The sequence below is a fragment of the Aeromonas jandaei genome, assembly GCF_037890695.1.
In the GTDB taxonomy this organism is placed as follows: domain Bacteria; phylum Pseudomonadota; class Gammaproteobacteria; order Enterobacterales; family Aeromonadaceae; genus Aeromonas; species Aeromonas jandaei.
Genome location: NZ_CP149571.1, coordinates 68,985 through 87,501 on the forward strand (window position 1 = coordinate 68,985; position 18,517 = coordinate 87,501).

Below are 18,517 nucleotides of genomic sequence, written 5' to 3' on the forward strand. Positions count from 1 at the left end.
CTTTGATAGCCACTCGCTATCAAACTGTTAGGTACGAGCGATTATCCCTTCAAATAACAAGGGGTTAATCTGAGTTCGTTCCAAGACAAACTGTCTAACCCGATTTCCTTATCTGGAGGTGAATGATGAAAAGCCCGATTGGTCTTGATACCGCTCAATCACAAGCTCTGGCTGCCGAGCTGAACAAGTTGCTGGCCAGCTACCAGATCCTCTACATGAACGTCCGCGGCTTCCACTGGAATATCCGTGGCAACCAGTTCTTCGAGCTGCACCTGAAGTTCGAAGAGATCTACAACGACCTGCTGCTGAAAGTCGATGCCCTGGCAGAGCGCATTCTGACTCTGGATAGCGTGCCGCTGCACAGCTTCAGCGACTACATCAAGGTCTCCGCTATTCCCGAACAGAAAGGGCTGCACGACGGTCGTGCCTGTGTCGAATCCCTGCTGGGGAGCTTCCGTGAACTGCTGGTGGCTCAGCGCCGCATTCTGGCTCAGGCCGCCGATGCCGGTGATGAAGGGACTGCGTCCATCCTCTCCGACTATGTGCAGCAGCAGGAGAAACTGGTCTGGATGCTGCGCGCCTACCTGGCCTGACCCATTGTTGAAGTGAGCTTTGTTGCAAACCCGAGTTGTCTCTCCTTTTATCCACCCGCTTGCCGCCCTGTTTGGGCGGCTTTTTTGTTTTTGATCTGCATCAAGGGAATCTTAATTGGCAAAATGAATGCCTATTAAGTTCTGAGCCGCAGGAATAGAATCGCCACAAAACAAACAACTGAAATGTCCAATTAGGAGAGGCATGATGTTTTGTGTGCAATGTGAACAGACAATTCGTACCCCGGCTGGCAACGGCTGTGCCTACGCACAAGGTATGTGCGGCAAGACGGCGGAAACCTCGGATCTGCAGGATGTGCTGATCTACACCTTGCAGGGGCTCAGCGCCTGGGCGCTGGCCGCCCGTGAGCAGGGCATCATAGATCGCGAGATCGATGCCTTCGTGCCCAAGGCCTTCTTCGCCACCCTCACCAACGTCAACTTTGACTCCGCCCGCATCGTGGCTTATGTCAACCAGGCGCTGAGCTATCGTCAGCAACTGGCCGCCAAGCTGGCACCGCTGGCGGTGCAGGCCGACACACTGCCCGCTGCCGCCCGCTTCGAGCCGGGTGCCGATCTGCTGGCCCAGCTGGCTCAGGCGCCGCAGACCGCAGTCAACCGCGGCAAGAACGAGGTCAACGAAGACATCATGGGGCTGCGCCTGCTCTGCCTCTACGGCCTCAAGGGCGCCGCCGCCTACATGGAGCACGCCCGGGTGCTGGATCAGCAAAGTGACGAGGTCGCTGCCGAATTCCACCGCATCATGAGCTGGCTCAGCACAGACCCGAGCGAAATGGGTCGTCTGTTCAACTGCGCCATGGAGATCGGTCAACTCAACTTCAAAATCATGGAGATGCTGGATCTGGGTGAAACCAGCGCCTTCGGTCACCCGGAACCGACCCGGGTCAGGGTCACCCCGATCCCCGGCAAATGCATTCTGGTCTCCGGCCATGACATGATGGATCTCAAGCTCATTCTGGAGCAGACCAAGGGCACTGGCATCAACGTCTACACCCACGGTGAGATGCTGCCCGCGCTGGCTTACCCCTTCTTCAAGCAGTACCCCCATCTGGTGGGCAACTACGGCTCCGCCTGGCAGAACCAGCAGAAGGAGTTTGCCAACTTCCCGGGCGCTGTGGTGATGACCTCCAACTGCATCATCGACCCGAACGTGGGCAACTACTCGGATTGCATCTTCACCCGTTCCATCGTCGGCTGGCCGGGTGTGACCCATCTGGAAGGGGATGATTTCTCCGCTGTGATCGCCAAGGCACTGGCACTCGATGGCTTCAAACACACCGAGCTCGAGCACTTCATCACCATCGGTTTTGCCCGCAACGCCCTGATGCAGGCAGCTCCTGCAGTGATCGAGAAGGTCAAGGCCGGCGAAATCAGCCACTTCTTCCTGGTGGGTGGCTGTGACGGCGACAAGGCCGAGCGCGCCTACTTTACCGAGTTTGCCAAGGCTGCGCCGCGCGACAGCCTGCTGCTCACGCTGGGTTGCGGCAAGTACAAGTTCAACAAGCTCGACTTTGGCGAGATCGGTGGCATTCCCCGTCTGCTCGACGTGGGGCAGTGCAACGATGCCTACTCAGCCATCCAGCTGGCGCTGGCGCTCTCCGAGGCGTTCGAGTGCGGGGTCAACGATCTGCCGCTGACGCTGGTGCTCTCCTGGTTCGAGCAGAAAGCCATCGTCATCCTGCTCACCCTGCTGGCGCTGGGTGTGAAGGACATCCGTACCGGCCCGACCGCCCCCGCCTTCCTCACCCCGGCCCTGCTCAAGGTGCTGGAAGAGCAATTTGGCCTGAAAGGGACCACCACGGCCGAGGCTGACTTGGCCGAGATCCTGGCGGCCTGACCTTCCAGCATGTTGTAAGCGTTTGGCGAGCCACCCGGCTCGCCTTTTTTCAAAGCCATTTCCGAGCAAGAGGAGCCTTACGATGACCTCCACCTCTTTGACCCTGCGCTGCATCGGTCGCCGGGCAGATACCCACGACGTGGCAAGTTGGCAATTTTCCCCAGTGGCGGGAACCTTGCCAGCCGTGCTGGCTGGCCAGTGCATCACCCTGCATACCGAGATCGACGGCAAGCCCCACTGCCGTGCCTATACCCTCTCCTCCAGTCCGCAGGATGCCTGCTGGCAAATCACTATCAAGGATGTGGGGTTGGTCTCCCGCCACCTGCACCAGACTCTGCAAGTGGGGGACGAGATCCGGGTGGATGGCCCGTTCGGCGATTTCAATCTGACCGCCTTGCCCTGCGAGCGGCCGCTGCTGCTCAGCGCCGGCTCCGGCATCACCCCAATGTGGGCCATGTTGCGGGACGAGCTGGCCAAACGGCCGGACGCCGATATCCGCTTTATTCACAGCGCCCGCTCGCCAGCAGATGTGATCTTCGCAGATGACTTGGCTGCACTGGCTGAGGCTCATCCCGGTGTACGGCACGCCCTGATTCTGGAAGAGGCCCCTTCTGATCACCCCTGGGTGGGCCGACTCACAGCGGACATGTTGAAGGAATTGGCACCAGACCTGCTCGCGCGCCACGTCTATCTGTGCGGGCCCACGCCTTACATGGCTGCAGTCTGCACCATGCTGGCGGAGCTGGGGCTACCGGCAGCGCAGTTGCACCAGGAGTCGTTCGGTCTGCCTGCGGTTACATCGAGTACGGCGCCAGTTGCAACCAGCAGCGACCACTTCTGGCTAACCCTGAAAAAGAGCGGCAAGAAGGTGAAGATCCTGCCGGGCCAGACCCTGCTGGCAGCGCTGGAAGCTGCGGGCGAGACCATGATGGCCGCCTGCCGCGCCGGGGTATGCGGCGCCTGCCGCTGCATCACGGAAGGCGATATCGAGCGCCAGAGCGTGATGACCCTGAGTGCGCAGGATCTCGAACACGGGGTGGCTCTGGCCTGCTCCTGCACCGCCAGCGGGGATATCAGCCTCGACTATTGAGGCGCGTTATTGGCATCTCGCGCTTTTCCCGCGTGGGCCGGGCAGGTAGACTCAGCCCCAGTTTCAGTCGAAGACGGGATAAAAAATGACAATTCTGGTTACAGGGGGCGCCGGCTATATCGGCTCCCATACCCTGGTTGAACTCTTGAACGTCGGGCAACAGGTGGTGGTGCTGGACAACCTCTCCAACTCCTCACCGGAGTCACTCAAGCGGGTCGAACGGATCACCGGCAAGCCGGTCATCTTCGTCGAAGGGGATGTGCTGGACAGAGCCTGCCTGCAGCAACTGTTTGCTACCCACCAGATCGAGTCAGTGATCCATTTTGCCGGGCTCAAGGCAGTCGGGGAGTCGAGCCAGATCCCGCTCACCTACTACCAGAACAACATCAGCGGCACCCTGGTGCTGTGCGAAGAGATGGCCAAGGCCGGCGTGTTCCGGCTGGTATTCAGCTCCTCGGCCACCGTTTATGGCGATCCGGCTTCGGTACCGTTGCGGGAAGATTTCCCCACCAGCGCCACCAACCCTTATGGCCGCTCCAAGCTGATGGTCGAAGAGATCCTGCGCGACCTCGCCAAATCCGATCCCCGCTGGGCCATCGTGCTGCTGCGCTACTTCAACCCGGTCGGTGCCCACGAGAGCGGCCTCATCGGGGAAGATCCCAACGGCATCCCCAACAACCTGCTGCCCTATATCAGTCAGGTCGGCGTGGGCAAGCTCAAGGAGCTGGGGGTATTTGGCAACGACTACCCGACGCCTGACGGTACCGGGGTGCGCGACTATATCCACGTGGTGGATCTGGCCATCGGCCACCTCAAAGCGCTGGCGCGCATCGAATCAGATACCGGTGTCTTTACCTACAACCTGGGTACCGGTCAGGGTTACTCGGTGCTGGAGATGATCAGGGCGTTTGAAGCGGCCAGCGGCCGACCCATTCCCTACCAGATCAAACCCCGTCGCCCGGGCGACATCGCCGAGTGCTGGGCAGAGCCGACGTTAGCCCGTGCCGAGCTGGGCTGGCAGGCAGAGCGTGGTCTGGAGCAGATGATGATCGATACCTGGCGCTGGCAAAGCCAGAACCCCAACGGCTACCAGGCCGACTGACCCATGGTCAGATAGCAAAACGCCCCGGCATGCCGGGGCGTTGTTGTTTTTGCCACAGGGAATTCAGTTACTCTGACTACGCAGCAGCGGCAAAGGTGCCAGATAAGGTTCGATCCGTGCGATCAGGCGATCCGATAGCGGCGTCAGCAGCACCCAGGGCAGGCAGAGGGTGGCCAATCCCAGCGCACCGACATAGACATCGGTGAACCAGTGGGCACCGGAGAAAATCCGGGGGGCGGAGAAAAGCGGTACCATCAGCAGCGCAGTAATCCCCGCCCAGCGCGGCAGGTAGCGCAGAGCAAAGCCGGCGAAGATCATCAGGAACAGAGCGTGATCCCCGGGGAAGCTGTCACCGGAAGAGTCCTTGGTCGGAATACCGCTGATCTGGGTCACCCGCAGCGCATCGGCCACCATCAGGGTCGGGCTGGGTCGCTCCACCGGCAATCTGTGACCAAGCTGATTGATCACCAGTGCACTTAGCAGCATCACTATGCCCATCGCCACCAGCTGGCGACGACCAGCAATATCACGGGCAAAGAAACAGCGAGCCAGGATCAATCCCATGCAGCCAAGCACCACCAGATCGAACAGCCGGTTGTTGGTGATGGCTACCAGATCGGCCCACAAAGGCGACTGCCCGAGCCAGCCGTTAACGGTGTGAAAAATTGCGAGGTCCCACTGATCCCAGGGACCATGGGCGGGCAGCGCAGCCCAACTGATGGCCACCAGACCACCGACCAGATAGCAAAGCAGGAACTTGCCCATGAGGACTCTCCTTTGGAAAAGGGCGATATCGTAAAACTGTTGAGTGCGTCACAAAAACGAAGAATTGTAAGAAAGTGCGACACAAAATCAAGCCTCAAATAAAACCGAATGGTTTGCCCTCCTCTTTCATTGCTGTTCGGGCTACTGAGTTTTACTCCCAGCCCCCCGGTCTGTGGGCCTCTCACCATGAGTGCGGCTTGTGCCACTACCGCAACACACCCTAGAATGCGCACTTCCCTTTACTGCGAAAGGAAGCGGTATGCATATTCACATTCTCGGGATCTGCGGCACCTTTATGGGTGGTCTGGCGGTGTTGGCAAAACAGCTTGGTTACCGGGTGACCGGCTCGGACGCCAACGTCTATCCCCCCATGAGCACCCAGCTCGAGCAACAGGGCATCGAACTGACCGAAGGCTATGACCCTTCCCAACTCGATCCGGCGCCGGATCTGGTGGTGATTGGCAACGCCATGAGCCGCGGTAACCCCTGTGTTGAATATGTACTGGACCGCAATCTGCCCTACATCTCCGGCCCCCAGTGGCTGCTGGAGCACGTGCTGCAAGATCGCTGGGTGCTGGCCGTTGCAGGCACCCACGGCAAAACCACCACCGCCAGCATGCTGGCCTGGGTGCTGGAGTACGCCAAGCTGGAGCCCGGTTTCCTTATTGGCGGCGTGCCGGGCAACTTCCCGGTCTCGGCCCGCCTCGGCTCTGCCCCCTTCTTCGTCATCGAAGCGGACGAGTATGACTGCGCCTTCTTCGACAAGCGCTCCAAGTTCGTCCACTACCATCCGCGCACTCTGGTGATGAACAACCTGGAGTTCGACCACGCAGATATCTTCCCGGATCTCGCCGCTATCCAACGTCAGTTCCACCACCTGATGCGCACCGTGCCAAGCAACGGCCGGGTGCTGTTCCCGCAGGCGGATGACAACCTCACCGCCGTGCGCAAGATGGGCTGCTGGAGCGAGGTAGAGCTGGTGGGTCAGGACGACGCCAAGTGGAAAGCGGTCAAGCTGGCCGATGACGGCTCCGCCTTCGAGGTGTGGCTGGATGGCGAAAAACAGGGCGAAGTGCACTGGGAGTGCATCGGCGAGCACAACGTCAACAATGGCCTGATGGCCATCGCTGCCGCCCGTCATGCCGGCGTGATGGTGGAGCATGGTATTGCGGCGCTCTGCCAGTTCAAATCACCCAAGCGGCGGATGGAGCTCAAAGGCGAGGTAGCGGGCATCAGCGTCTATGACGACTTTGCCCACCACCCCACAGCCATCGAAACCACCCTTGGCGGTCTGCGCGCCAAGGTGGGTGAAGCCCGCATTCTGGCAGTGCTGGAGCCACGCTCCAACACCATGAAGCTGGGTGTCCACAAGGAGGAGCTGGCCGGCTGCTTCGATGGCGCCGACGAGGTGTTCTTCTTCCAGCCCCCCAACATTGGCTGGGATCTCGGCGAGGTAACGGCCCATATGACCCGACCCGCCAAGGTGTTCAACGATCTGGAGACCTTGATCAACCGGCTGGTGGCCGAGAGCCGCGATGGCGACCATATTTTGATCATGAGCAACGGCGGCTTCGGCGGTATTCATGACAAGCTGATCGCCCGCCTCAAGGATTACCACGGCGAACTATGAACAAAGCGATCACCCTGGCGCTGACCGGTGCCTCCGGCGCCCCCTACGCCCTGCGCCTGCTGGAGTGTCTGGTACAGGCGGACTATCGGGTCTACCTGCTCGCCTCATCGGCGGCACGAGTGGTACTCAAGACCGAGCAGCAGCAGGAGTGGCCGGGCTCACCGAAGGAGCTATCGGCTTATCTCTGTCGCCAATATGGCGCCAAAGAGGGTCAGATAGTCGCCTGCGGCAAGGAGGAGTGGTTCTCGCCGGTGGCCTCCGGCTCGGCGGCCCCCAAGCAGATGGTGGTCTGCCCCTGCTCCATGGGCACCGTCTCGGCCATTGCCAACGGTACCTCCGACAACCTGCTGGAGCGGGCGGCGGATGTAGTGATCAAGGAGCGCGGCCAGCTCATTCTGGTGCCCCGCGAGAGCCCCTTCTCGGCGATCCATCTGGAGAACATGCTGAAACTGGCGCGGCTCGGGGTGACCATCATGCCCGCCGCGCCGGGTTTCTATCATGAGCCGAAAAGCATCGCGGATCTGGTGGACTTTATGGTCGCCCGCATCCTCGATCATCTGGGTGTCGAGCATGAGCTGACCAGCCGCTGGGGCTATGGCCACGGCTGAGCTGACCAGACAAACCGGATAAAAAAAGGCGCCCCTCGATGAGGGGCGCCTTTTTTCGTTAAGCCGTATCAGCAAGCCTGAATAGGTGCCGTCACGTACTTGAACAGGAAATCAGTCACCTCTTCGCGCGCCGGGCGCTGAGGTTGATTGATCATCTGCATCATCACATAGCCAAAACCGGTCAGAGAGCGGGCCAGATCCTGTGCCGACAGCACGCTGGTGATCTCCCCTGCATCCATGGCGGTTTGCAGCTCGCTGGCGATCAGCTCAAGGCACTGATCGAGCAGCCGGGTATAGCGAGGCCATACCTCTTCCCGAACCGAGGAACTCCACTCCAGCCAGATACCTGCGTAATCGGGCTGGTCGTAGGCCGCGTCGACAGACAAGCTCACATGGCGCTTGATCTTGTCGAAGATTGAACCATTGCCGCTGTATGCCTGCGACAACGTCAGGTTCACGAAGCGTTCGATCTCGGCCAATACCTCATCTACCAACTCCTCGCGGGTGTTGAAATAGTTGAAGACGGTGGCAACAGAGACCTTGGCCTGCTCGGCAATTTCGGCGTGACCGGCACGACCGATACCGCGGCGGGAGAACACTTCGATGGCACATTCCATCAGTTGATTGCGACGAGCCTCCGGCGACAGCCGGGTACGACGTCTTATTTCTGCGCGTGGTTCCATAGTTTTTATCATCTAATAGTTATTGATTATGGTGTTTATAGTATTGTAACTAATCATGCCTGAGTGCCTGCTAACTCTATCAATTAAAATAAGCCGATAAAAGCACCACGTATATATGGCGCCTCTCGACACGGGTGGTAGAATCATCGGTTTTGATGTTCATGAACGGCCAGTTTCCCTTTGGCCATATGGGAGTAAGTGATGAAACACACTGTCGAGGTGATGATCTCCGAGGCTGAAGTAGCCGCCCGGATCGCCAAATTGGGTGAAGAGATCACCGCCCGCTACCAGGGTTCCGACGAAGTCGTAATGATCGGTCTGCTGCGCGGCTCCTGCGTCTTCCTGGCTGACCTCTGCCGTCAGTGCCAGCTGCCCATCACCCTGGATTTTATGACCGCCTCCAGCTATGGCTCCGGCATGCACAGCACCCGTGACGTGCGTATCCTCAAAGACCTGGATGACGACATCAAGGGCAAGGATGTGGTGATCGTCGAAGACATCATCGATACCGGCTACACCCTCAACAAGGTGCGCGAGATCCTCTCCCTGCGCGAGCCGAAATCCCTCGCCATCTGCACCCTGCTGGACAAACCCTCCCGCCGCGAAGTGCAGGTGCCGGTTGACTGGGTCGGCTTTGCCATTCCGGATGAATTCGTGGTCGGCTGCGGCATCGACTACGCGCAGAAGTACCGCAACCTGCCCTTCATCGGCAAAGTGGTACCGCAAGAGTAACAAGGTTAAAAAACATACCGAACAAGGTGGCGCTGCGCCATTTTCTGTCTCAGGCGGCCTCGGCCGCCTTTTCTGTATCAAGACGGGTTCAGCCAGTTAGAGGTTGCAATGAACGCACTGGAAATCAGCGGCCTGAAAAAGACCTATCAGGGGGGCGTCGAAGCCCTGAAAGGCATCGATCTCACCGTCAAGCAGGGGGATTTCTTCGCCCTGCTCGGCCCCAACGGAGCGGGCAAGTCCACCACCATCGGCGTCATCAGCTCGCTGGTGAACAAGAGTGGCGGCAAGGTGAAGGTATTCGGTTATGACATCGATACCCATCTGGAAGAGGCCAAGGCCCAGCTCGGGCTGGTGCCGCAGGAGTTCAACTTCAGCCAGTTCGAGAAGGTGATCCAGATTGTCACCCATCAGGCCGGCTTCTACGGCGTGCCCAAGGCAGAAGCGAAGATCCGCGCCGAGAAGTACCTGCGCCAGCTCGATTTGTGGGAGAAGCGCGACATGCCGGCCCGCACCCTCTCCGGCGGCATGAAGCGCCGGTTGATGATCGCCCGCGCCCTGATGCACGAACCCAAGCTGCTGATCCTCGATGAGCCGACCGCCGGGGTCGATATCGAGATCCGCCGCTCCATGTGGAGTTTCCTCAAGGATCTCAACGAGCAGGGGGTCACCATCATCCTCACCACCCACTATCTGGAAGAGGCGGAGATGCTCTGCCGCAACATCGGCATCATCGACAAGGGCCGTCTGATCGAGAACACCAGCATGAAAAACCTGCTGGGCAAGCTGGGCCGCGAGACCTTCCTGCTCGATCTGGCGCCAGGTTCTGCCGTACCAAACGTGCCCGAATTCAACGGCCGCATGCAAGATGAGCGCACCCTGGAAGTGGATCTCGACAAGAGCCAGTCCCTCAACAGCCTGTTCGAGCAGCTGTCACACCAGCAGGTGCAGGTACTGAGCATGCGCAACAAGGCCAACCGGCTGGAAGAGCTGTTTGTCACCCTGGTCGAAGAGGGGAGAAAAGCATGAACCTGACCACTTACTACATCGCCTTCAAGAGCATTCTGGCCAAAGAGGTGAGCCGCTTTACCCGGATCTGGATCCAGACCCTGGTGCCGCCCGCCATCACCATGAGCCTCTACTTCGTCATCTTCGGCAACCTGATCGGTTCGCGCATCGGTGACATGGGCGGCTTCACCTACATGGAGTTCATCGTGCCCGGCCTCATCATGATGTCGGTGATCACCAACTCCTACTCCAACGTCGCTTCCTCCTTCTTCAGCGCCAAGTTCCAGCGCAACGTCGAGGAGCTGCTGGTGGCGCCGGTGCCCAACTACGTCATCATCGCGGGCTACGTGGGCGGTGGCGTAGCCCGCGGCCTCTGCGTCGGCCTCATTGTCACCCTGGTGTCGCTCTTCTTCGTGCCGCTGCAGATCCACCACCTGTTCAGCGTCTGCGTCACCGTGCTGCTGACCGCCATCCTCTTCTCGCTGGGTGGCCTCATCAACGCGGTGTTTGCCAAAACTTTCGACGACATCAGCATCATCCCCACCTTCGTGCTGACGCCGCTCACCTATCTGGGCGGAGTGTTCTACTCCATCAGCCTGCTGCCCCCCTTCTGGCAGGGGGTCTCCCAGGTGAACCCCATCATCTACATGGTGAACGCGTTCCGTTACGGCTTCCTCGGTATCTCCGACGTGCCGCTCGGCACCGCCTACCTCATCATCATCGGCTTCATCGTGGCTCTCTACGCTCTGGCCTGGTGGCTTATCTCGCGCGGCACCGGTCTGCGCCACTGATGACCAGAACGGGCACCTCGCGGTGCCCTTTTTTTATTCCCCCTGTAGCCCCTTAAACCTGCCAGCCCCCTTCGCAATAACCTGCCTGTTATTAAGGCTTTACCTGACACCTTGTGATCCACCGCAATTTTCGAATTACCCCCAAAGGTATAATTCTCGCGGTTGGATGTGCCGTCATTGATGGAGCATCTGTCTCTTCATTTCTCTCATCAGGGCAGGATCGCCTATGTCACTTATCACCGAGTTGCCAGCCATTTTCGATAGTTTTTCAGATGCCCGTCGTCAGGGCTTTCTGGCTGTGATGGCACTCAAGGAGCGACAGATCCCCCTAGTCGGCACCTACTGCACCTTTATGCCGCAGGAGGTGGCGATGGCCGCCGGCGCCGTGGTGGTCTCGCTCTGCTCCACCAGCGACGAGACCATCGAGGAGGCCGAGAAAGACCTGCCCCGCAACCTCTGCCCGCTGATCAAGAGCAGCTACGGGTTCGGCAAGACCGACAAGTGCCCCTACTTCTACTTCTCCGATCTGGTGGTAGGTGAAACCACCTGCGACGGCAAGAAGAAGATGTACGAGTACATGGCCGAGTTCAAACCGGTGCATGTGATGCAGTTGCCCAACCGCGCCGATGACGAGGCCTCCCGCACCCTGTGGCGCAGCGAGATTGTCCGCTTCAAGGAGTTGCTGGAGCAGCAGTTCGGCAAGCCCATCAACGAGCAGGCGCTGCGCGACGCCATCGTGCTGAAGAACCGCGAGCGCCGCGCGCTGGCCGATTTCTACCGGCTGGGTCAGCTCAACCCGCCGGCGCTGAGCGGCACCGACCTGCTCAAGGTGGTCTATGGCGCCACCTTCCGCTTCGACAAGGAGCAGCTCATCAGCGAGCTGCAGGAGATGACCCGCCGCATCAAGGCCGAGTACGCCGACGGCAAACGGCTCGATGCCCGTCCGCGCATCCTCATCACCGGCTGTCCCATCGGCGGCGCCGCCGACAAGGTGGTGCGCCTCATCGAGGAGCACGGTGGCTGGGTGGTGGGCTACGAGAACTGCACTGGCGCCAAGGCAACCGAGCAGTGCGTCAGCGAAGAGGGTGACCCGTTCGATGCGCTGACCGACAAGTATCTGGCCATCGGCTGCTCCTGCATCTCCCCCAACCACCAGCGCATGAATCTGCTGAGCCAGATGGTGGAGGAGTATCAGGCAGACGGGGTGATCGATGTGATCCTGCAGGCCTGCCACACCTATGCGGTAGAGTCGCTCGCCATCAAGCGTCACGTGCGCGATCGCCACGGCATCCCCTACATGGCGGTCGAGACCGACTACTCCAGCGCCGACAAGGGACAACTGGCCACCCGGCTGGCCGCCTTTATCGAAATGCTGTGAGGAGGCGCCGTGTCACTCTCCATCGGGATTGACTCGGGCTCCACCGCGACCAAGGGGATCCTGTTCGACAGCCGGGATGGCGGGCGCATCGTCCGCCGTTTTCTGGTGCCGACCCCCTTTCGTCCGCTGGCTGCCATCGAGCAAGGCTGGGAGGAGCTCTCGGCCGATTTGCCAGAGCGCCCCCACCTGACCCTGACCGGCTATGGCCGGGATCTGGCGTCGTTCGCCGATCGCCGGGTTACCGAGATCTCCTGCCATGGGCTGGGGGCTCGCCTGCTCTGCCCGTCGGTACACACCGTCATCGACATCGGCGGGCAGGACAGCAAGGTGATCCAGCTCGATAGCGACGGCAACCTCACCGACTTTTTGATGAACGACAAGTGCGCCGCCGGTACCGGTCGCTTTCTCGAGGTGATCACCCGTACTCTGGGAGCTCGGGTCGAGCAAATCGACGAGCTGTTGGAGGGCGCAGAGCCCCACGATATCAGCAGCATGTGCACCGTGTTTGCCGAATCGGAGGCGATCAGCCTGCGCTCGGCGGGCATTCCCGCCGAGTCGATCCTGGCCGGCATCGTCCGCTCTATGGCCCGGCGCAGTGCCAACTTTATCGGCCGCCTCGGCGCCAGACCGAGCGTGCTCTTTACCGGCGGCGTCAGCCACTGCGCCACCTTCCGCCACTATCTGGCCGAAGGGTTGGGCTGCGACGTGGCCACCCATCCGGACGCCCAGTTTGCCGGTGCGTTGGGGGCCGCCCTGTTCGGTGCCCGAGCCAGCACGGGAGGCAAATCATGAATCAGGAGTTTCTCTACCTGTTCCACTCCACCCTCGGCACAGTCAGACTGCGCAAGCGGCTGGAGCAGCACGGTCAGTCGTTTCGGGTCTGCGACGTGCCGCGCCTGCTTAGCGCCGGCTGTGGCCTCGCCATTCGCCTCCACTGTCTGCCAGACGAGTGGCAACAGTGGTGCCAGCACGGCGAAACCGCCGCCGTCTTTCGCTGCGAAGCGGACGGCGACTATCAGGAGCTGGCCCGCTATCCGGCCGATAGTCAGGACATGGCGAAGCAAACGCCTGTGGCTGGCAGTCGGAGTCATGGATGATAAAGAGCTATCCCATGGCCGTTTATCTGCGCATGCTGGCCAATCTGGCGCTGGGGGGATTCTTCCTCGCCTCCGCCGGGTTCAAGCTGGCCTCCCCCGCCCTGTTCATCGATCAGATCGGCGCCTTTGGCCTGATCTGGCCACCGTTGCTTCCACTCGCCGCCTGGGGGCTGATTGCCCTTGAGCTATGCGCCGGGCTTGCAGTCATCGCCAACCGGCGCTGGGGATTGTGGCTGGTGATCGGGCTGCTCGCCCTGTTTATTCCGGTGTTGGGCTATGGCGTTGCCATCGGGCTCGACATCTCTTGCGGCTGTCTGGGCAGGGCTGATCTCAGCTCGTTGCCGGAGGCCATTGTGCGGGATCTGCTGCTACTGACGCTTGCGGGCGCCCTGCTGCGAACTTCCCGCCCCGTTTTTCCCGTACTAAAGGAGTAGTGACATGATGACATTGCGATCCCGCACTCTGCTGGCCTCGCTGATCGCCGCCAGCTTTGCCCTCGCGGGCTGTGGCGACAACCAGTTCGAGCAGGAGGTGAAGCTTGAGCAATCGGCTGTGCAGCTGGCACAGGAGGCGCAGCAGGGGGCTATCAGCTGCTGACCGTGGCCGAGCTGAAAACCCGGATGGACAAGGGCGAGGAGCTGGTGATCATCGACACCATGCCCTATGAGGACTCCTACAAGAAGGAGCACATCCCGGGCGCCAAGAACTTTGCCTTCGTGAAAGAGGCGAAAGCGGGCGACAACTGGAGCGAGATTGTCGAGGGAAGCGGTACACCGGAGCAGTTCCAGGCGCTGCTGGGTGAAGACAAAGCTCGCCCCGTGGTGATCTACTGCGGCTTCGTCAAGTGCGGCCGCAGCCACAACGCCGCCGCCTGGGCTGTCAATCAGGGCTATCAACAGGTCTATCGGGTGCCGGGTGGCATCTTCGCCTGGAAAGGCGCCGGCTACCCCGTCACGGCCGAGTAACCCGACCTTTCGCCCCAAAAAAGAAGCCCGCAACTGCGGGCTTCTCTCATTTCGATGCTGGCAGTCAGCTGGCGACTCGGGACGCTTCGCCTTGTGCGACATCGCTCTGCGCCTGTTCGCCAAGCAGGCGCTTGGTGATCATCGCCGCCATGATGGAGCCGTTGACGTTGAGAGCGGTACGGCCCATGTCCACCAGCGGCTCGATGGCGATCATCACCCCCACCAGCGCGATGGGGAAGTTGAGGGTGGAGAGCACGATCAGCGCGGCGAAGGTGCCGCCACCGCCGACGCCAGCCACCCCGATGGAGCCCAGCGCAATCACCGGCAGCAAAGTCAGCAAGAACAGGGGATCAAACGGGTTGATACCGAGCATGGGGGCAATCATCGCCACCATCATGGCCGGATAGATACCGGCGCAGCCGTTCTGGCCGAGGTTGGCACCGAACGAGGCGGCAAAGTTGGCGATGCTGGAGGGCACCCCAAGACGCTGCTGGGTCTCGATGCTGAGCGGAATGGACGCCGCGCTGCTGCGGGAGATAAAGGCGAAGGTGAGCACGCCCCACACTTCCCGCAGATAGTGCAGCGGGTTCTGGCCGATCAGCAGCAGGATCACCATGTGCACGGCAAACATCGCCAGAATGGCGACGTAGCAGACCAGAATAAAGCCGAGCAGGCTGAGGATCTCGCTCAGCGGATAGTGGGCCACCACCCGGGCGATCAGCGCCATCACGCCATAGGGGGTGAGCGCAATCACCACCCGCACCATTTTCATCACCCACAGTTGCAGGGTGTCGATGGCCACGGCGGCGCGAGCACCAGCCTCTGGATGCTCCGCCTTCAACTGCAGCAGGGCAACCCCGGCCAGCACGGTGAAGATCACCACCCCGATCACCGAGAGACCGCGGCTACCCGCCATATCGGCGGCAAAGTTGGTGGGCACCAGCGAGAGCAGCAGGGCCGGCAGGGTCTGGGCACTGTCGATGGTACTCATGCTCTGTTGCAGCGCAGCCGTGTCGCTGCCGTGGCTCAGCAGCCCCTCGGCAGTGAGACCACTCAGATGGGTCACCGTCATCCCCACCACACCGGCGATCATCACCAGCGTCAGCATGGAGCCGATCAGCACGGCGCTGATCTTGCCGAGGGACTGGGCCTGCTCCAGCTTGTTGATTGCAGAAAGGATCGAGGTGAACACCAGCGGCATCATCACCACCTTGAGCAGGCTGACATAGCCGCCGCCGATGATATTGACCCACTCCAGGGTCTGCTGGACGCCGGCATCATCGGCACCCCAGCCCAGTTGCAGAGCCAGCCCGAACAGGGCGCCAAACAGCAGACCCGCAAGCACCTTGCGCGAGAGCGGCAACCCGGAGGGTAACCGGGTGAGAGCAAAACAGAGCAGACAGAAAACAAGCGATGCAATCAGGACAAACATCATGAATACCTGTAGCGGCCATCAGGCCGAGAGTGGATTGAAACAAAGGAGGATGCGGGCAGGGCCGCAGAACAAAACGCCGGGATGCAGGAGAGTGCAGGCGTGAAAAAGCAGCGGACGCCCGGGAAGGCGTCCGCTGACAATCGGGGGAATTACTTCTTTACGGGGGCGTCGTACTGTTCAGGTTCGTCGCTATAGACGCAGACGTTCCACTTGGCAGCCAGGCCATCGTCGGCCAGACAGTAACGCTCGAAGAAAGCCTTGATCTCGGCGCGCTGGCAGTGCGCCTCGAAAGAGGCCATATCTTGCCAAATCTCGTTGAACACGATGGGGAAGCTCTCCCCCTCGGCAAACGGGCTGGCGATGTGGCGGGTTACCCGATATTGCAGGCAGCCATCCTCACGCAGGGTGTTGGGCTCGAGTGCCTGCAACACCTGAAACAGGGCCTGCTCCTGACCGGCTTTCGGCAGGAATTGGGCGATGCAATAAACCTTCTTGGACATGAGATCCTCCTGTGGGCGACTCGCTCAGGCTTGCTGTAGCGTGACCACCCGGTTGTCGATAAGACGGGCCTTGCCGAGATAAGCAGCCATCAGGATCACCAGCTGCTCGCTCTCGTCGGTAGCCGCTTCGAGGTTGGCAGCATCGACGATGTCGATGGCATCGGTGCGAAAACCGGCGTTGTCGAGGCGCTGGCTGGCCTGCGCCACCAGCGACGGCAAGTGGTGATCACCCGCTTCGATCTGCTCGGCGATCCAGTTCATGGTGCGCGCCAGCTCGGGGGCAATGGCCCGCTCGGTGGCGGTCAGGTAACCGTTGCGCGAAGAGAGCGCCAGCCCGTCTTCGGCCCGCACGGTGGGCACGCCGACGATCTCGATGGGCATCGCCATGTCGGCCACCATCTTGCGAATGAGCGCCAGCTGCTGGTAATCCTTCTGGCCAAAGCAGGCCACATCCGGCTGAACCAGATTGAACAGCTTGGTGACGACAGTGCTGACCCCGCGGAAGTGACCCGGACGCAGCGCCCCCTCCAGCAGATTGGAGAGACCCGGCACCTCGACGAAGGTCTGGCTGGCCAGCCCCTGCGGATACATGATCTCCGGGGTCGGGGTGAACACCATATCGACCCCGGCAGCTTCCAGCGCAGCGCAATCCTGCTCCAGAGTGCGCGGGTAGTTGGCAAGATCCTCGGCCTTGTCGAACTGCATAGGGTTGACGAAGATGCTGACCACCACCTTTTCGGCGTGGCTGTGCGCCTCCTTCACCAGCGTCAGGTGGCCCTGATGCAGATTGCCCATGGTGGGCACGAATGCGATGGCACGCCCTTCACGGCGCCATTGAGAGATCTGCTCACGCAGAGCGGCAGGATTGTTAACAACCAACATCGGCAGTTCACCTTCAGATGAATCAAAAAGATACGGGTTACATCAGCCTGACAGGATGACGAAACGGGGGCACTGGCCCCCGCTCTCATCGATAGGGCATCACATCAGTTGAAGCAGTGTTCCGGGCCGGGGAAGCTCCCCTCGCTCACCTGCTGCACATAGAGGCGCACGGCGGCACGCACGTCGCCGGTCTCGGCCAGAAAGTTCTTGGTGAACTTGGGCACATAGCCGGAGGTGACGCCAAAGGCGTCGTGCATCACCAGAATCTGACCATCGGTCGCGGGGCCGGCACCGATGCCGATCACCGGGATGCGCAGCGCCTTGCTGATCCGCTCGGCCAGCGCACTGGGTACGCACTCGAGCACCAACAGCTGGATACCGGCCGCCTGCAGCTCGAGGGCCTGACGGTAGATCTCCTGGGCCTGAAACTCGTCGCGCCCCTGCACCTTGAAGCCGCCAAAGACGTGGACGGATTGCGGGGTGAGGCCGAGGTGACCGCACACCGGCACCCCGTTGCGGGTGAGATGGCGGATGGAGTCGCAGAGCCAGTCGCCCCCTTCCATCTTGACCATGCGGGCACCGGCTGCCATCAGGCGGGCGGCGTTCTGGTAAGTCTGCTCGGGGGTGGCGTAACTCATGAAGGGCATGTCGGCGATGATCAGCGCATTGCTGGCACCGCGAGCCACACAGCGGGTGTGATAGACCATCTCATCCATGTTGACCGCCAGGGTATCCTGACCCCCTTGCAGCACCATGCCCAGCGAATCGCCGATGAGCAGCACATGGGCCCCCTCGTCATCGAACAACTTGGCAAAAGTGGCATCATAGGCGGTGATGGCGGTGAACTTTTGACCATCCTGCTTCATCTTCAGCAGGCTGGCGGTGGTGATCTTGCTCATAAAGGCTCCTGTACGTCTGCACTCGGCGCAATGATGGCGAGATCATTGCCCGGGCAGCGGGCAACCAGTTGTGCGAGCGGGGTGCCGCAGGGCAGCACCAGAGCGGGCGCGATTTCGGCCAGGGGCAGCAGCACGAACTCCCGCTCCTTCATGCCGTAATGGGGAACGATCAGGCGCTCGTGGTTGATCACCTGATCGCCAAAGAGCAGCAGATCGAGATCCAGGGTTCTCGGCCCCCACCGCTCCTCTTTGCGCACACGTCCCTGTTCCAGCTCGATTTTTTGTAGTTGATCCAGCAGCGCCAGCGGCGTCAGCCGGGTGTTGAGCCGGGCCACGGCATTGACGTAGTCCGGCTGATCAGCAGGCCCCATGGGGCGGCTGCTGTAAAACGACGAGGCCTGCACCAGCACAGATTCCGGCAAGGTCGCCAGCGCGGCGACCGCGCGGCGCGCCTGACCGAGCGGGTCAGACAGGTTGGAACCAATGGCGATGAAGACCTCGGTCATC

20 protein-coding genes and 1 pseudogene are annotated in these 18,517 nt (G+C 60.8%); 14 read left to right on the forward strand and 7 right to left on the reverse strand.

Annotated elements, in window-relative coordinates; genetic code table 11:
- The first annotated feature begins 125 nt into the window (after positions 1 to 125).
- The 4 genes from WE862_RS00320 to galE all read left to right on the forward strand — a co-directional run bounded on the left by WE862_RS00320 (position 126) and on the right by galE (position 4,640).
- Positions 126 to 593, forward strand: a complete 468-nt coding sequence (locus WE862_RS00320; RefSeq protein ID WP_033113084.1) for a Dps family protein — start codon at positions 126 to 128, stop codon at positions 591 to 593.
- Between the two features lie 205 nt (positions 594 to 798).
- Positions 799 to 2,448 (forward strand): hydroxylamine reductase, encoded by a 1,650-nt coding sequence (gene hcp, locus WE862_RS00325; protein ID WP_042030474.1) that lies wholly within the window; start codon positions 799 to 801, stop codon positions 2,446 to 2,448.
- Positions 2,449 to 2,530: 82 nt separating this feature from the next.
- Positions 2,531 to 3,538, forward strand: a complete 1,008-nt coding sequence (locus WE862_RS00330; RefSeq protein ID WP_042030473.1) for a hybrid-cluster NAD(P)-dependent oxidoreductase — start codon at positions 2,531 to 2,533, stop codon at positions 3,536 to 3,538.
- Between the two features lie 85 nt (positions 3,539 to 3,623).
- Positions 3,624 to 4,640, forward strand: coding sequence for a UDP-glucose 4-epimerase GalE (gene galE, locus WE862_RS00335; RefSeq protein WP_042030472.1), 1,017 nt, complete (start codon positions 3,624 to 3,626; stop codon positions 4,638 to 4,640).
- Between the two features lie 63 nt (positions 4,641 to 4,703).
- On the opposite strand, the gene WE862_RS00340 is transcribed toward galE, so the two are convergent.
- Positions 4,704 to 5,405: a phosphatase PAP2 family protein gene (locus WE862_RS00340; protein WP_042030471.1), complete on the reverse strand. Its 702-nt coding sequence runs from the start codon at positions 5,403 to 5,405 to the stop codon at positions 4,704 to 4,706.
- Between the two features lie 259 nt (positions 5,406 to 5,664).
- On the opposite strand from WE862_RS00340, the gene mpl reads away from it, so the two are divergent.
- Entirely contained in the window at positions 5,665 to 7,035 is a 1,371-nt protein-coding gene (mpl, locus tag WE862_RS00345; protein ID WP_042030470.1) for a UDP-N-acetylmuramate:L-alanyl-gamma-D-glutamyl-meso-diaminopimelate ligase, read from the forward strand.
- Complete coding sequence (locus tag WE862_RS00350; protein ID WP_042030468.1) at positions 7,032 to 7,643, forward strand: flavin prenyltransferase UbiX; 612 nt, start codon at positions 7,032 to 7,034, stop codon at positions 7,641 to 7,643. The genes mpl and WE862_RS00350 overlap by 4 nt, the downstream gene beginning before the upstream one ends.
- 68 nt (positions 7,644 to 7,711) lie before the next feature.
- Here the strand turns inward: WE862_RS00350 and WE862_RS00355 are convergent, their stop codons facing one another.
- Complete coding sequence (locus WE862_RS00355) at positions 7,712 to 8,326, reverse strand: TetR/AcrR family transcriptional regulator (protein WP_041210213.1); 615 nt, start codon at positions 8,324 to 8,326, stop codon at positions 7,712 to 7,714.
- A 201-nt stretch (positions 8,327 to 8,527) separates the two neighbouring features.
- Between WE862_RS00355 and hpt the strand changes: the two genes are divergently transcribed.
- The 8 genes and pseudogenes from hpt (at position 8,528) to WE862_RS00395 (ending at position 14,294) form a co-directional block, all read left to right on the forward strand.
- The gene (gene hpt / locus WE862_RS00360) at positions 8,528 to 9,058 is read left to right on the forward strand and encodes a hypoxanthine phosphoribosyltransferase (RefSeq protein ID WP_005343302.1); all 531 of its coding nucleotides are present in this window, start codon (positions 8,528 to 8,530) and stop codon (positions 9,056 to 9,058) included.
- 108 nt (positions 9,059 to 9,166) lie between these two features.
- Positions 9,167 to 10,084 carry an ABC transporter ATP-binding protein gene (locus WE862_RS00365; protein WP_042030466.1) on the forward strand — a complete coding sequence of 306 codons (918 nt, stop codon included), beginning with the start codon at positions 9,167 to 9,169 and terminating at the stop codon, positions 10,082 to 10,084.
- The gene (locus WE862_RS00370) at positions 10,081 to 10,854 is read left to right on the forward strand and encodes an ABC transporter permease (protein ID WP_042030465.1); all 774 of its coding nucleotides are present in this window, start codon (positions 10,081 to 10,083) and stop codon (positions 10,852 to 10,854) included. Before WE862_RS00365 ends, WE862_RS00370 begins: the two co-directional genes overlap by 4 nt.
- A 226-nt stretch (positions 10,855 to 11,080) precedes the next feature.
- Positions 11,081 to 12,232, forward strand: coding sequence for a double-cubane-cluster-containing anaerobic reductase (locus tag WE862_RS00375; RefSeq protein ID WP_042030464.1), 1,152 nt, complete (start codon positions 11,081 to 11,083; stop codon positions 12,230 to 12,232).
- Positions 12,233 to 12,241: 9 nt separating this feature from the next.
- Positions 12,242 to 13,024 (forward strand): acyl-CoA dehydratase activase, encoded by a 783-nt coding sequence (locus WE862_RS00380; RefSeq protein ID WP_042030462.1) that lies wholly within the window; start codon positions 12,242 to 12,244, stop codon positions 13,022 to 13,024.
- Positions 13,021 to 13,329, forward strand: coding sequence for a DUF3343 domain-containing protein (locus WE862_RS00385; RefSeq protein ID WP_042030461.1), 309 nt, complete (start codon positions 13,021 to 13,023; stop codon positions 13,327 to 13,329). The genes WE862_RS00380 and WE862_RS00385 overlap by 4 nt, the downstream gene beginning before the upstream one ends.
- Positions 13,330 to 13,343: 14 nt before the next feature.
- On the forward strand, positions 13,344 to 13,763 hold the full coding sequence (locus tag WE862_RS00390; RefSeq protein ID WP_042030460.1) for a MauE/DoxX family redox-associated membrane protein: 420 nt from the start codon (positions 13,344 to 13,346) through the stop codon (positions 13,761 to 13,763).
- Between the two features lie 4 nt (positions 13,764 to 13,767).
- Positions 13,768 to 14,294: pseudogene (locus WE862_RS00395) on the forward strand (rhodanese-like domain-containing protein).
- A gap of 64 nt (positions 14,295 to 14,358) precedes the next feature.
- Here the strand turns inward: WE862_RS00395 and WE862_RS00400 are convergent.
- The 5 genes from WE862_RS00400 to folK form a co-directional block, all read right to left on the reverse strand.
- Positions 14,359 to 15,726: a cation:dicarboxylate symporter family transporter gene (locus WE862_RS00400; RefSeq protein ID WP_042030459.1), complete on the reverse strand. Its 1,368-nt coding sequence runs from the start codon at positions 15,724 to 15,726 to the stop codon at positions 14,359 to 14,361.
- A gap of 152 nt (positions 15,727 to 15,878) precedes the next feature.
- Positions 15,879 to 16,229 (reverse strand): putative quinol monooxygenase, encoded by a 351-nt coding sequence (locus WE862_RS00405; RefSeq protein WP_041210222.1) that lies wholly within the window; start codon positions 16,227 to 16,229, stop codon positions 15,879 to 15,881.
- 24 nt (positions 16,230 to 16,253) lie between these two features.
- Positions 16,254 to 17,111, reverse strand: coding sequence for a pantoate--beta-alanine ligase (panC, locus tag WE862_RS00410; RefSeq protein ID WP_042030457.1), 858 nt, complete (start codon positions 17,109 to 17,111; stop codon positions 16,254 to 16,256).
- Positions 17,112 to 17,215: 104 nt separating this feature from the next.
- The gene (panB, locus tag WE862_RS00415; protein ID WP_042030455.1) at positions 17,216 to 18,010 is read right to left on the reverse strand and encodes a 3-methyl-2-oxobutanoate hydroxymethyltransferase; all 795 of its coding nucleotides are present in this window, start codon (positions 18,008 to 18,010) and stop codon (positions 17,216 to 17,218) included.
- Complete coding sequence (gene folK, locus WE862_RS00420) at positions 18,007 to 18,516, reverse strand: 2-amino-4-hydroxy-6-hydroxymethyldihydropteridine diphosphokinase (protein WP_042030454.1); 510 nt, start codon at positions 18,514 to 18,516, stop codon at positions 18,007 to 18,009. Before folK ends, panB begins: the two co-directional genes overlap by 4 nt.
- Position 18,517: the final 1 nt, after the last annotated feature.

Coding starts and splice junctions, on each gene's coding strand:
- hcp (WP_042030474.1), top strand. CDS start 799: ATGTTTTGTGTGCAATGTGAACAGACAATTCGTACCCCGGCTGGCAAC.
- WE862_RS00370 (WP_042030465.1), top strand. CDS start 10,081: ATGAACCTGACCACTTACTACATCGCCTTCAAGAGCATTCTGGCCAAA.
- galE (WP_042030472.1), top strand. CDS start 3,624: ATGACAATTCTGGTTACAGGGGGCGCCGGCTATATCGGCTCCCATACC.
- WE862_RS00350 (WP_042030468.1), top strand. CDS start 7,032: ATGAACAAAGCGATCACCCTGGCGCTGACCGGTGCCTCCGGCGCCCCC.
- panB (WP_042030455.1), bottom strand. CDS start 18,010: ATGAGCAAGATCACCACCGCCAGCCTGCTGAAGATGAAGCAGGATGGT.
- WE862_RS00355 (WP_041210213.1), bottom strand. CDS start 8,326: ATGGAACCACGCGCAGAAATAAGACGTCGTACCCGGCTGTCGCCGGAG.
- WE862_RS00340 (WP_042030471.1), bottom strand. CDS start 5,405: ATGGGCAAGTTCCTGCTTTGCTATCTGGTCGGTGGTCTGGTGGCCATC.
- hpt (WP_005343302.1), top strand. CDS start 8,528: ATGAAACACACTGTCGAGGTGATGATCTCCGAGGCTGAAGTAGCCGCC.
- WE862_RS00320 (WP_033113084.1), top strand. CDS start 126: ATGAAAAGCCCGATTGGTCTTGATACCGCTCAATCACAAGCTCTGGCT.
- WE862_RS00385 (WP_042030461.1), top strand. CDS start 13,021: ATGAATCAGGAGTTTCTCTACCTGTTCCACTCCACCCTCGGCACAGTC.
- WE862_RS00375 (WP_042030464.1), top strand. CDS start 11,081: ATGTCACTTATCACCGAGTTGCCAGCCATTTTCGATAGTTTTTCAGAT.
- WE862_RS00400 (WP_042030459.1), bottom strand. CDS start 15,726: ATGTTTGTCCTGATTGCATCGCTTGTTTTCTGTCTGCTCTGTTTTGCT.
- WE862_RS00405 (WP_041210222.1), bottom strand. CDS start 16,229: ATGTCCAAGAAGGTTTATTGCATCGCCCAATTCCTGCCGAAAGCCGGT.
- WE862_RS00390 (WP_042030460.1), top strand. CDS start 13,344: ATGGCCGTTTATCTGCGCATGCTGGCCAATCTGGCGCTGGGGGGATTC.
- mpl (WP_042030470.1), top strand. CDS start 5,665: ATGCATATTCACATTCTCGGGATCTGCGGCACCTTTATGGGTGGTCTG.
- WE862_RS00330 (WP_042030473.1), top strand. CDS start 2,531: ATGACCTCCACCTCTTTGACCCTGCGCTGCATCGGTCGCCGGGCAGAT.
- WE862_RS00365 (WP_042030466.1), top strand. CDS start 9,167: ATGAACGCACTGGAAATCAGCGGCCTGAAAAAGACCTATCAGGGGGGC.
- folK (WP_042030454.1), bottom strand. CDS start 18,516: ATGACCGAGGTCTTCATCGCCATTGGTTCCAACCTGTCTGACCCGCTC.
- panC (WP_042030457.1), bottom strand. CDS start 17,111: ATGTTGGTTGTTAACAATCCTGCCGCTCTGCGTGAGCAGATCTCTCAA.